The sequence below is a fragment of the Streptomyces sp. NPDC059874 genome (genome assembly GCF_042731135.1).
Taxonomy (GTDB): domain Bacteria; phylum Actinomycetota; class Actinomycetes; order Streptomycetales; family Streptomycetaceae; genus Streptomyces.
Genome location: NZ_JBHWJY010000006.1, coordinates 14,383 through 26,507 on the forward strand (window position 1 = coordinate 14,383; position 12,125 = coordinate 26,507).

The following is a 12,125-nucleotide window of genomic DNA, read 5'->3' on the forward strand; positions in this document are numbered from 1 at the left end:
TGGAGGTTGTTGTTCCGCCCGGTTCCTACGGGGCCGTGTTGCGCGGGCCCACCGGCTGCCACGGCGCCAGCCGAGCGTCCGGGGCGTCCGCCGACGAGGTCACGTACAGCCGCGCGTCGAGCCCCACCACCGCCAGGCTGACCATGCTCTTCCCGGTCATCGTGGAGGACGGGGCGCCCACGAACATCAGCGGCGACCGCTCCCACGGCCGGCCCCACCCGAGGTCCGAGCCCAGCAGGTCCGGTTCATGAAGTAGAGGTCGTCATCGGGATGCGCGACGATCTGGAGCACCCGACCGGGATCGGGCGCGTCGGCCGCGGCCGCGGGGGCGACGGCCTTGCTGTCGGGGGCGACGGGGCGGTCGAGCCGGTCGAGGGCGTCGTTGCCGCGCAGCACGAGCATGCTCCCGGCGACCGTGGCCGCGACGAACGCGACGCTCTTGACGAGGCCGGACCGGTGGCGGCCGTGTTGCCCGCGCCCGCGCCCGCGGCCTTGCCGGCGGCTGCCGGCGCGGCGTTGCCCCCGGCCGCGCCTGTCGGACGCGCGAGGGATCGGTGCGTCGGGCACGGGGGCTCTCCTCCTGGCCGGGTGGCGGGGGAGCGGGCCCCATGTATCCGTAAATGTTCTGATAACCCGATAAGTCAAGCCATGATACGTCGTAGATCATCCCGTGGCTCGAACGCCGCTCCGGCTAGGCTCGCCACAGGCAGACGACGACCGGACGACGGCCGGACGGCGGCCACGCACCGGAAGGCACCGGCAGGCAGGCGGTGGCCCGCGGCGGCAACGCGGCGGCACACGGCGGCAGGCGGCGGCACGCGGCCGCAGAGACGATCCAGGAGGCGACGGGATGACGGTCCCGGGACGCAGGAGCAGCACCTTCATCCAGCTGCTCCGCAGCGGTTTCACCGACCCCCAGACCGCCGCCCGGCTGCTGGAGACCGACGCGCTGGCCTCCGTACGCGCCGATCCGGTGCTCCTCGATGCCCTCGGGGCGACCGCGGACCCCGACCTCGCGCTCTTCGGACTCGTACGGCTCGCCGAGGCGCAGACCCCCGAGGAGCGGCCCCTGCTCCTCGACACCCTCGTCGCCGCGAAACCACTGCGCGACCGCCTCCTCGGAGTGCTCGGCGCCTCCGAGGCGCTCGGCGACCACCTCGCCCGCCACCCCCGGGACTGGCAGGCCCTGGTCACGTACGAGGCCGCCGACCTGCATCCCGGACTGGCCGACTTCGAGCGCGGACTGGCCGACGCGCACGAGCCCGTCGCCCTGCGCGTCGCCTACCGCCGCTGCCTGCTCTCCATCGCCGCCCGCGACGTCTGCGGCACCATCGACGTCGCCCAGACCGCCGCCGAGCTCGCCGACCTCGCCACCGCCACCCTCCGCGCGGCCCTGCGCATCGCGAGCGCCGCCGCGCCCGAGGACGCCGCCCAGTGCCGCCTCGCCGTCATCGCGATGGGCAAGTGCGGCGGCAACGAGCTCAACTACGTCTCCGACGTCGACGTCATCTTCGTCGGGGACGCCCCCAACGGGGCCGACGAGGGCAAGGCCATCCAGGCCGCCACCCGCCTCGCCTCCCACCTCATGCGGATCTGCTCCGAGACCACCGTCGAGGGCACCATCTGGCCCGTCGACGCCAACCTCCGCCCCGAGGGCCGCAACGGCCCCCTCGTCCGCACCCTCGCCTCCCACCTGGCCTACTACCAGCGCTGGGCCAAGACCTGGGAGTTCCAGGCCCTCCTCAAGGCCCGCGCCGTCGCCGGCGACCCCGACCTCGGCGCCCAGTACATCGACGCCATAAGCCCGCTCGTCTGGCAGGCCGCCGAACGCGAGAACTTCGTCGCCGACGTCCAGAAGATGCGCCGCCGCGTCGTCGACAACATCCCCGCCGCCCAGGTCGACCGCGAGCTCAAACTCGGCCCCGGCGGCCTGCGCGACGTCGAGTTCGCCGTCCAGCTCCTCCAGCTCGTGCACGGCCGCAGCGACGCCACCCTGCACTCCGGCACCACCCTCGACGCCCTCCACTCCCTCGCCGCCGGCGGCTACGTCGGCCGCACCGACGCCGCCCAGCTGCACGACGCGTACCGCTTCCTGCGCGCCATGGAACACCGCATCCAGCTCTACCGGCTGCGCCGCACCCACCTCGTCCCCGAGGACGAGAGCGACCTGCGCCGCCTCGGCCGCTCGCTCGGCCTGCGCACCGAACCCGTCGCCGAGCTCAACAAGGCATGGCGCCGGCACGCCTCCGTGGTCCGCCGCCTGCACGAGAAGCTCTTCTACCGGCCGCTGCTCGACGCCGTCGCCCAGCTCACCCCCGGCGAGACCCGGCTCTCCCCGCGCGCCGCCGGCCAGCGCCTCGAAGCCCTCGGGTACGCGGACCCGGCCGCCGCCCTGCGCCACCTCGAAGCCCTCGCCTCCGGCGTCACCCGCAAGGCCGCCATCCAGCGCACCCTGCTGCCCGTCCTGCTCGGCTGGTTCGCCGACTCGGCCGACCCGGACGCCGGCCTGCTCGGCTTCCGCAAGGTCTCCGACGCCCTCGGCAAGACCCCCTGGTACCTGCGGCTCCTGCGGGACGAGGGCGCCGCCGCCGAGAACCTCGCCCGCGTCCTGTCCGCCGGACGCCTCGCCCCCGACCTGCTCATGCGCGCCCCCGAAGCCGTCGCCCTGCTCGGCGACCCCGAAGGCCTCCTCCCCCGTACCCACGAGGCACTGGAACAGGAGATCCTGGCCGCCGTGGGCCGCGCCGACAGCGCCGAGGCCGCCGTGACCGCCGTGCGCGGGGTCCGCCGCCGCGAGCTGTTCCGCACCGCCGCCGCCGACATCATCGGCTCGTACGGTACGGAGGACAGCCCGGCCGAGGAGGACCACGGAGCCCTCGTCGACCGGGTCGGCGGCGCCGTCTCCGACCTCACCGCCGCCACCATCGCCGGGGCCCTGCGCGCCGCCGTACAGGACCAGTGGGGCGACACCCTGCCCACCCGCTTCGCGGTCATCGGAGTCGGCCGCTTCGGCGGGCACGAACTGGGCTACGGCTCCGACGCCGACGTCCTCTTCGTCCACGAGCCGCGCGAGGGCGTCGACGAACAGGAAGCGGCGAAGGCCGCCCAAACGGTCATCGCCGAAATGCGCCGCCTCCTCCAACTCCCCACCGCGGACCCGCCCCTGCTCATCGACGCCGACCTGCGCCCCGAGGGCCGCTCGGGCCCCTTGGTCCGTACGTTGTCCTCCTACGCCGCCTACTACCGCCGCTGGTCCCTGACCTGGGAGAGCCAGGCCCTGCTGCGCGCCGAACCGGTGGCGGGCGACACCGACCTGGGCAGCCGCTTCATCGACCTCATCGACCCGCTGCGCTACCCGATGGAGGGCCTCGGCGAGGACGCCGTCCGCGAGATCCGCCGCCTCAAGGCCCGCATGGAATCGGAACGCCTTCCCCGCGGAGCCGACCCCACCCTCCACACCAAACTCGGCCGCGGCGGCCTCAGCGACGTCGAGTGGACCGTCCAGCTCCTCCAGATGCGGCACGCCTGGGCCGAACCGGGCCTGCGCACCACCCGCACCCGCCAGGCCCTGGCCGCCGCCCACGCGGCCGGCCTGATCCCGACCGAGGAGGCCCAGATCCTCGACGAGGCCTGGGTCCTGGCCACCCGCGTCCGCAACGCGGTCATGCTGGTCCGCGGCCGCGCCGGGGACACCTTCCCCTCGGAGGCCCGAGAACTCGCGGCGGTGGGCCGCTACCTCGGCTACGCGGAGGGCACGGTCGGCGAAATGCTGGACGACTACCGCCGCATCACGCGGCGCGCACGCGCGGTGGTGGACGAACTGTTCTACGGGGCGTAGCCGAGGTCACGCACCGGCGAGCCTTGTCGACCATGCCCGCGCGTGTAGCCTCCACGGGTGATATCGATCGACCGAACAGCAGGCCGACGCCCTGCACGGGCCGCTGCGGAAAGCGGCCCTGCCCCGAGCGCGTCGCGGCTCGGCTGGCTGGACGCCCTGCGCGGCATCGCGGCCCTGTCCGTCGCCGTGTACCACCTGGCGCTGCCGTTCTACTGGGTGCCCTACGGCACCCGGGTGCCGCACTACCTGGACCCCGGGGTCTTCGGCGTCCTGCTGTTCTTCCTGGTGAGCGGTTACATCATCCCCGCCTCGCTGGAGCGGCGCGGGGACATGCGGGCGTTCTGGGTGGGGCGCGTCTTCCGGATCTATCCGGCGGTCATCCTGACCGTGGTCGCCGCGCTGCTGATCCTGCCCCGCGACCACACCGTGGTCGCGGGCTATGCCTTCGATCACCCGCTGCTCTCGCTCGTGGCCAACGGGCTCATGCTGCAGGACCTGATCGGCGTCACCAACGGCCTCGGCGTGCTGTGGACCCTCACCTACGAGATGGTCTTCTACTACTTCGTCACGGCACTGTTCGCGCTCGGATGGCACCGCAAGAGTGCGGGCATCGCCGTCGGCTTCGCGGCCGTGGCGCTCGTGCTGGGCGGCTGGATCGCCCTCGGTACGCTCTCGGTCGATCACGCGAGCACCCGGCATCTGGTCCTGGCCTCCGCCACCATCGTGGTGATGGCGATGGCCTGCATCATGACCGGCAAGCCGGCCCTGGCCAAGGGCGGCGGGCTGCTCCTCGGCGGCCTCGGACTGGTGCTGGTCACCCTCAACAGCCGGTCCGCGGCGTTCGAAACCATGATGATCTTCGCGACGATGTTCGCGGGCACCGTGCTGTACCGGTGGGAGCACGGCCAGATCGAACGGGCCCAGGCCTTCCTGTCCTGCGGCTTCGTCGTGGCCTGCGGATTCCTCACGGGCTACATGTACAACCACGGGGAAGCGCTCGGGCGGACCTTCACCGGATCCTGGATGGCCTGGTCGTTCGCCTACGTCGGCGCGTGGGCGGTCTTCGTCGCGGGCATGCTGCTGCGCAAGCGCCGCTTCCCGCGCTGGCTCAGCTGGCTCGGCGCGATCAGCTACTCGCTCTATCTGCTGCACAACCCCGTGATCCGCGCCATGGACTGGACGCTGGAAGGACGCGCCCCGATCGAGAGCTGGGCAGGCCGGGCCCTGCTGTTCACCGCGTTCATGGCCGCACTGACGGGCGTCAGCTGGCTCAGCTACCGCCTGGTGGAGCTGCCCTTCCAGAACCTGGGCCGCAGCGTGCTGAAGGCCGTGGCGAGACGATTCCCGCAGCGGGCGCCCGTACCGGCTCAGGACGGGACCGGGACGCCGCCGGCCGGGGCGACCGCGCCGGCGGCACCCGTGCGGGAGACCGAGCCGGTCCTCTCCACGCGGGAGTGACTCCCCGCTGACGTGTACAAGCGGCGGCGGGGCGTGGCGGGCCCTCGCCGCCGACCCCTGTGCGGCGGCGGGGGCCCGAGTCCGGGGTCATCGGGCTACGGGATGCGCTTGTCGTAGAGCTTGTCCTCGTCGGAGTCGTAGATCTGGTTGCCCTGGGCGTCGTAGCCCTTGATGCGGGGGGCCTCCGTGACGCGCTTTTCGAGGATGCCGGTCGCGGCGAACCAGCCGTGGTCGAGGGCGGCTTCGGCGGTGGCGCCGCCGTAGGTGACCGTGACGCGGGCGACGCGGGAGTCGACGGTGCCGATGCTGCCCCAACGGTAGGGCAGTTTCCACGGGCCCTCCATGGTCAGGCGCTGGAGGTAGAGCTTGCCGCCGTTCATGTCGGGGGCCACGGCCCGGCCCTCGGGGGTCCCGTCCCTGCCCACGGAGGTGCTCGCGCCGCTCACCTTGCCCTCCTTGATGTTGCAGATGATCCGGATCGGCACCGGGGCGTCCTTGACGGCGACGACGAGCCGGCCGTCGCCGGGGCTGTTGTCGTTGCCGGTGCCGTGGTGCGCGAGCAGGATCCGGTAGTCGGCGGCCTTGCCCAGGTCCGGCCTCGGAGGGGACCCCGGCGGCGGGGTGGGGCGATCCGCGCTGAACGCGAGGCACTGCTCCAGCCCGGTGGCCGCGTCCTGGAGGGTGATGCCGTCGGCGAGCTGCCCGGGAGTCGCGGGGGCGGCCGGTCCGGCGGGCGGCGGCGGGGTCTTCGGCGCCGTGCTCGGTGCCGTGCTCGGGGACGGGCCGCCGCCGGCCACGGACACCCGGTCCGAGGGCCCTGCGCCGGTGAGGGCGATGGCCGTGGCCGGTACGAGGGCCAGCGCGACCAGCGCCGCCCCCGCCACGGTGAGCCTGCGCCGACGTTGTTCGACGCGACCCTGTCGGACGATCTCCTGATACGGCACGGCCGCGGGCCGCACGGCGTCCGCGTCCTGGGCCAGCCGCTCGCGCAGGTTCAGCTCGAAGTCATCCTGGCCGCTCACAGGACCGCCCTCTCGTTCGTCGTCGTGCTCGTCGTGCTCGCCGTGCTCGCCGTGATCTGGTCCAGGCCGGGCCACGTGCGCAGTTTCGCCAGGGCCTTGGAGGCCTGGCTCTTGACGGTGCCGGGGGAGCACCCCAGGGCGTCGGCGGTTTCGGCCTCGGAGAGGTCCTCCCAGTACCGCATGACCACCACCGCGCGCTGCCGGGCGGGCAGCCCCGCCAGCGCGTCCATCAGCGCGGTGCGTTCGTCGGCCCAGGCGACGGCGTTGTCGCGCATCGACGTGTCCGGCACGGTGTCCGTCACCCGCTCGGCGACCCGGCGCTTGCGGAACCTGTCGCTGTTGCAACTGACCAGCATCCGGCGCACGTACGCCTCCGGGCTGTCCATGCGCGACACCCGCCGCCAGGACCGGTACGCCTTCGCGAGCGCGGTCTGGGTCACGTCCTCCGCGTCGTGCGGATCACCGGTCAGCAGGTAAGCGGTCCGCACCAGGTGGGTCCAGCGTGCGGCCACGAACGACTGGAAATGAGCTTCTTGCTCGGCGTGCATCGGCACCCCCTTCGCCCTCTTGACCACCACCTGCTCGGATTCGGTTGCCCGACGGGGACGAGAAGTTTGACGCGGCCATGACTGTGATCTCGAACCCGTCTCGCGGAACGTCTGCGCCCGCCTGCGTGTAACGGGCACAATTCCCACGGACCGTCAGACAGTCTCCGCACCACCCTCACCCCATGGAGCAGTTGGTGTCGTCGCAGGAAATCGAGATAACGCTCACCTCGCAACAGGCCCGCTTCGGCGTGATCCTCAAGCACACCCTGCCGACCGGCCCCGCCCGCCTGCGCATCCCGCCCTGCCGGGACGGCGACCTCGTCCGGGTCCGGGTCGGAGCCCAGGAGGTACTGCTGCGGATCCGGGTGGCCGGGGCCGCGGCGGCCGCCCCGCCGCCCCAGCCCACCCCAGCGATGGCCACGATGGCCACACCCATGGCGTTCGGTCCGGCAACGCCCGCACCGCCCGGACGGGCGCCCAAGTCCGGTGCCCGCGGAGGCCTGGTGGCGCTGGGAGTCGTCGCGGCCCTGATCCTGGGCTTCGTCCTGCTGAGCAGCGGTGACGGGGACGAGGGCGACAGCAAGGCCTCCGGCACGCCGACGCCCACGCCCACGCCCACGTACTCGGGCTACTCGGCGAGTCCCTACCCCACGGCCGGCGCCACCTCGTCCTACTCCGCCGCGCCCTCCTACTCCGCCGCCCCCACCTACTCGGCGACGACCGAGCCCGCCGCCCCGGCCCTCCCGTCCAGCCCGGCGGCTCCCAGCCCGTTCGACAGGGGGACCTGCCTCAACGGGGACCTACCGGACTCGACGACCGCCCAGCGCGTGAGCGGTGTGGAGGAGGTTCCCTGCTCGGCGTCCGACGCGCACTACCGGGTGATCGAGAGCATCCCCATGACCTCGGACCTCGACCAGTGCAACGACAACCCCAAGACGGAGTACGCGTTCTCCTACCGCTACACGCTGAACGGCAGTGTCATCAACCAGTACGTCTACTGCCTGGTCGGCATCGGATCGTACGCCCGCTGACTATGCCCCGGCCTTGGGTCGGTACGTACACACGTGCACCCCGGTGCCGCTGACGACCGTGGAGACCAGTTCGAACGTGCGGAGCAGGCCGTCGGTCGGGTAGATCGTCTTGCCGCCACCGAGGAGCACCGGGATGATCATCAGCCGGAGCTCGTCGACGAGTCCCTCGGCCAGCAGGGTCCGGGTGAGGGACGCGCTCCCCATGACCACCAGATCGCGCCCGTCGGCCTCGCGCAGCTTCTTGATCTGGTCCAGTGCCTGGTCGCCGGGGATGAGCGTGGTGTTGTTCCACGTCAGCTCGTCCTCGCCCAGGGTGTTGGACACGACGTACTTGGCGACGCTGTTCATGTGGTCGGCGAACGGGTCGCCGGCCCGCTCCGGCCACGCCGCGGCCATGACCTGCCAGGTGTGGCGTCCGAACAGCAGGGCCTCGGTACCGGTCTGCCACTCGGCCAGTGCGCCGCCCATCACCTCCGGGTCGAAGAACGGGTGGGTCCAGCCACCGTGGGCGAAGCCGCCGTCGGTGTCCTCGTCCGGGTGCCCAGGGGCCTGAACGACGCCGTCCAGGCTGATGAATTCACCGATCGCTATGCGCATGGCACTCTCGATTCCTGATTCGTGTCGGGTTGAGAACACGGGAAACGCTATGTTGCGTTCAGAGGTGAGGCAATCAAGTCGTGGCTCGAAATCACCGTCCCCGCAGGTCACTTGCCCGGAACTCTTGCAATGGGCTTGCCATTGAACGCAAAGACGAGGCTCGCGATATTGCAATGACCTGAAGGTGAACGCCTACTTCGCCTTGTCCTCGGTCAGGGTGTGCGCGACCAGGGCGTTGGCGTGGCCGTGGCCCAGACCGTGCTCGGACTTGAGCCAGTTGACGAGCTCCATGTGCCTGGTCAGGGGGGAGGAGCGGATGAGGTCCTTCCATTCCGCGATGGGGCGGCCGTACTTCTTCTCGATCGAGGGGAAGTACGCGGAGCCCTGAATTGAGTCGGCCATGTCGTCCATGCCTTTCGTTCGTTGCTCGGGAGGGAGCTCTTTTGGGGTCTTACGTGATCGACGCCCGCCGGTCCGACCAGCGGCGCCAGCCGGACGGTCGCCGCGGTGAGTCCGGCGAGGCCGAGGGCCGCTCCCGCCGTGAAGGACAGGACCGAGGCTCCGGACCCGACGAACCCGGTGAGGACGCCCACCGGGAGCAGCCGGCAGGCGAGTGCCCAGCCCCGCTGCCGCTCGGCGGCGAAGTGGCGGGCCAGGAGGAGGAACGCGGCGCACAGTGCGAGGTAGCCGACCATGCCGGCGACCATGTGGACCGCGCCGTGCGCGCTCAGCGCGGGGGCCGGGGAGTCCGGGGTGCCGACGGGGAAACCGGCGCCCGGGTCCGCGGCGAACACCCCGCTGACCAGGAACGAGGCGCCGAACACCCCGACCAGCCAGGGAGCGGCGCGGCGGCCGGGGCCCGCGGTCACCGCGCGCCGCACTCCGATCGCCCCGGCGAGCATCAGGGCGCCGGCCACGAAGAAGCCGGTGACCTGGATCCAGCCCAGGTCACCGAGGCTGAGTTGGCTGATGGCGTTGCGGGTGAAGTCGAATCCCTCACGGGTGAGGCCCCCTACGATCCCCACCGCCAGGAACAGCGGCCCCGCCGCCGCTCCGCATGCGAGCAGCACCCGCGTCGCGGGCCGGGACGCGGCCGCGGCGGGGGAGGGGGCGGCGGAAACGGAGGTGGAAGCGCTGATCGTGTGGGTCATGGCATGCCTTCCTCGTTCGCCGCACCCACCCGGAGACCGGGTTCGCGGCGCTGGAATCTCGTCGCATGTATGACCGTGAGGGACGATCGAACCCATCGGTCCGCGCGGTATGACCTGGGTCACACCGCGCGGCTCCGTGGTGTCGTGCTCAGGCGAACAGCTCGGCGAGCAGTTCGGGGCCGATGGCGATGGGGGCGGGGCGGTAGGCGGGGGGCTGCGTGCCCATCAGCTCGCGCACCAGGAAGTCCCAGCAGCGCGTGCGGACGTAGGCCAAGTGGTCGATGAACGTGTGCTCGGCGCCGGGCACGATGAGCAGCTCGAAGTCCTTGCCGGCGGCGATGAGGCGGTCGGCCAGGCGGAGGGTCTGGGCCGGGTGTACCTGGTCGTCCATGTCGCCGTGGATCAGGAGCAGCTTGCCCGCCAGGCGGTCGGCGAGGTCCACGTTGGAGGTGCGGGCCCAGGCCCCGGGGTTGTCCGCGCCGTCGTAGGTCTCCACGAAGCCGGAGTTGAAGTGGCGGGCGTCGTGCGAGCCGGAGAGCGCGGCTCCCACCTTGTACGTCTCGGGGAAGTCCAGCATCGCGCGGGCCGCCGCGAAGCCGCCGCCGGAGTGGCCGAACACGCCCACCCGGTCCAGGTCCATCCACGGCCGGGTCGTGGCCAACTGCCGCAGCGCCGCGACGTGGTCGGCCAGGTTGCCCGCGTCGGCCAGCCGGCCGTAGGAGGCGTCGTGGAAGGACTTGTCCCGGCCCGGGGTGCCGCGTCCGTCCAGTGCGACCACCACGAAGCCGAGCGCGGCGAGGGGTTCCGCGTCGAGGCCCATGCCGCCGGGGTCGAAGCACGGGGTGACGCGGCTGAGCTGCGGGCCGGGGTAGACGTTGTCGACCACCGGGTAGGAGTGGGCGGGGTCGAACCCCCGAGGCCGGTACAGCACTCCGTAGATGTCCGTCACCCCGTCGGCCGCCTTGACACGGAAGCGTTCCGGCGGCGTCCAGCCGGTGGCGGTGAGCTTGCCGATGTCCGCGCGCTCCAGCTCGACCAGGACGCGTCCGGTCCAGTCGCGGAGCGTCGTCACCGGCGGGGTGTCGACGGTTGACGCGGAATCGATGAAGTACTCGTGGTCGTCCGCGACGGTGACGACGTGGTCCACCTCGTCGTCGGTGACCTTGGCGAAGCCGGAGCCGTCCAGGCCGACCCGGCACACCGTGCGCCGGTACGGATCCTCGTCGACCAGCCCGGAGGCGGTGAAGTACACCACCCGCTCGGCCTCGTCGACCCGCAGGATCTGCCGCACCGCCCACTGTCCGGAGGTGACCTGCCCGAGCAGCGCGCCGGTGCGCAGGTCGTACCGGTACAGGTGGCCCCAGCCGTCACGCTGGGAGTACCACAGCACCTCGTCGGCCAGGACCCGCACGATCGGCGGCTCGTACGCCCACTGGTTCGGCTCCACACGGGTCGCGCCGGTCTCGCTGACCACCGTGGTGACCCCGCCGGTGGCCACGTCCAGCCGGTACAGGGTGAGCGTGCGCAGGTCGCGGGGCCGGCCGAGGTAGTACACCGCCGAGCTGTCCGGAGCCCACCAGGCCCACTTGATCGTGATCGGCGACAGCGTCGGCATCAGCAGCGGCTCGGCCTGCGCGCGGATCACCGTGCCCGCGGCGACGTCCAGTACGACGAGCTCGGCCAGCGGCACGTGCTCGTCCCCGGGGTGGGCGAACCGCTGGGTGTGCAGCACGGGGGCCCCGCCGTCGGCGGGCCTGGCCTCCACCAGGTGGGTCTCCCGGACCTCGCGCTCGTCGGTGCGGTGCGCCAGTACCTTCGTCGAGTCGGGTGACCAGGCCACCGCGGGAGGCAGGTACGGCAGGCCGATCTTGCGCAGCAGGGTGCTGTTCGCCGTGCACTCCGGGCCGGTGCCGTACTGGTGGCCGGGCGCGCCGTCGGTGGTCAGCGCCCACTCACGGCCGTCGGACAGCGAGCGCGCCCACAGGTCGTGTCCCCGCCGGGACACTGCGGTCTTCTTGTCGGGCGACGGTACTTCCAGGGGGTTGCCGGGCGGGGTGAACTCGGCGCGTTCGCAGGTGTAGTCGTCCAGCCGGCAGCGCCAGTACTCGCCGAACGCGTCGAACTCGACGGTGCCACCGGCCAGGTCTATCGCCGTGGTCGGCAGGAACTCGGGGTCGACCTGCTGCCCGGAGGCGGCGGCCAGCGCGGCGGCGAGCCGGGCGTGGTCGAAGGCCGGCTCGCGGGTGCCCGCCGCCGGATCGACCAGCACGAACCGCCTGCCGACGCCGTTGCTCACCGCGTACCAGAAGCGGGTGCCTCCGTCGATCCACTGCGGCCTGACCTTGTCGCCGATGACGAGCTCGCCGGGGCGGGCGGGTCGGCGCAGGAGCTGCTCCGCGGCCTGGTAGTCCTGCGTGGTGCTCATTCTTTTCCTCTGTCCTCGGTGTCGGATTCGGGCATGGCGATGCCACGGTGGTGCC

General features: G+C 72.1%; 11 protein-coding genes. 3 read left to right on the top strand and 8 right to left on the bottom strand.

Features of this window, described 5'->3' with window-relative positions; all coding sequences use genetic code 11:
- Nucleotides 1–25: 25 nt before the first annotated feature.
- Complete coding sequence (locus ACFV9H_RS05240) at nt 26–187, bottom strand: hypothetical protein (RefSeq protein WP_385393569.1); 162 nt, start codon at nt 185–187, stop codon at nt 26–28.
- A complete protein-coding gene (locus ACFV9H_RS05245; RefSeq protein ID WP_385393572.1) occupies nt 187–567 on the bottom strand; it encodes a hypothetical protein in 381 nt (126 codons plus the stop codon). Before ACFV9H_RS05245 ends, ACFV9H_RS05240 begins: the two co-directional genes overlap by 1 nt.
- A gap of 283 nt (nt 568–850) precedes the next feature.
- Between ACFV9H_RS05245 and ACFV9H_RS05250 the strand changes: the two genes are divergently transcribed.
- Together ACFV9H_RS05250 and ACFV9H_RS05255 are read left to right on the top strand one after the other, a co-directional pair.
- Complete coding sequence (locus ACFV9H_RS05250) at nt 851–3,838, top strand: bifunctional [glutamine synthetase] adenylyltransferase/[glutamine synthetase]-adenylyl-L-tyrosine phosphorylase (protein WP_385393574.1); 2,988 nt, start codon at nt 851–853, stop codon at nt 3,836–3,838.
- Between the two features lie 57 nt (nt 3,839–3,895).
- On the top strand, nt 3,896–5,296 hold the full coding sequence (locus ACFV9H_RS05255) for an acyltransferase family protein (protein WP_385393577.1): 1,401 nt from the start codon (nt 3,896–3,898) through the stop codon (nt 5,294–5,296).
- A 95-nt stretch (nt 5,297–5,391) separates the two neighbouring features.
- Here ACFV9H_RS05255 and ACFV9H_RS05260 read toward each other — a convergent pair whose 3' ends face one another.
- Nucleotides 5,392–6,318 (bottom strand): hypothetical protein, encoded by a 927-nt coding sequence (locus tag ACFV9H_RS05260; RefSeq protein WP_385393580.1) that lies wholly within the window; start codon nt 6,316–6,318, stop codon nt 5,392–5,394.
- The gene (locus tag ACFV9H_RS05265; RefSeq protein ID WP_385393583.1) at nt 6,315–6,866 is read right to left on the bottom strand and encodes a SigE family RNA polymerase sigma factor; all 552 of its coding nucleotides are present in this window, start codon (nt 6,864–6,866) and stop codon (nt 6,315–6,317) included. Before ACFV9H_RS05265 ends, ACFV9H_RS05260 begins: the two co-directional genes overlap by 4 nt.
- Nucleotides 6,867–7,048: 182 nt before the next feature.
- Between ACFV9H_RS05265 and ACFV9H_RS05270 the strand changes: the two genes are divergently transcribed.
- A complete protein-coding gene (locus ACFV9H_RS05270) occupies nt 7,049–7,897 on the top strand; it encodes a hypothetical protein (protein ID WP_385393585.1) in 849 nt (282 codons plus the stop codon).
- On the opposite strand, the gene ACFV9H_RS05275 is transcribed toward ACFV9H_RS05270, so the two are convergent.
- The 4 genes from ACFV9H_RS05275 to ACFV9H_RS05290 form a co-directional block, all read right to left on the bottom strand.
- Nucleotides 7,898–8,494: a dihydrofolate reductase family protein gene (locus ACFV9H_RS05275; protein ID WP_385393588.1), complete on the bottom strand. Its 597-nt coding sequence runs from the start codon at nt 8,492–8,494 to the stop codon at nt 7,898–7,900.
- Between the two features lie 192 nt (nt 8,495–8,686).
- Nucleotides 8,687–8,884: a DUF4287 domain-containing protein gene (locus tag ACFV9H_RS05280; protein ID WP_385393938.1), complete on the bottom strand. Its 198-nt coding sequence runs from the start codon at nt 8,882–8,884 to the stop codon at nt 8,687–8,689.
- The gene (locus ACFV9H_RS05285; RefSeq protein WP_385393589.1) at nt 8,794–9,645 is read right to left on the bottom strand and encodes a DUF998 domain-containing protein; all 852 of its coding nucleotides are present in this window, start codon (nt 9,643–9,645) and stop codon (nt 8,794–8,796) included. The genes ACFV9H_RS05280 and ACFV9H_RS05285 overlap by 91 nt, the downstream gene beginning before the upstream one ends.
- A gap of 148 nt (nt 9,646–9,793) precedes the next feature.
- On the bottom strand, nt 9,794–12,070 hold the full coding sequence (locus tag ACFV9H_RS05290) for a DPP IV N-terminal domain-containing protein (protein ID WP_385393592.1): 2,277 nt from the start codon (nt 12,068–12,070) through the stop codon (nt 9,794–9,796).
- Nucleotides 12,071–12,125: the final 55 nt, after the last annotated feature.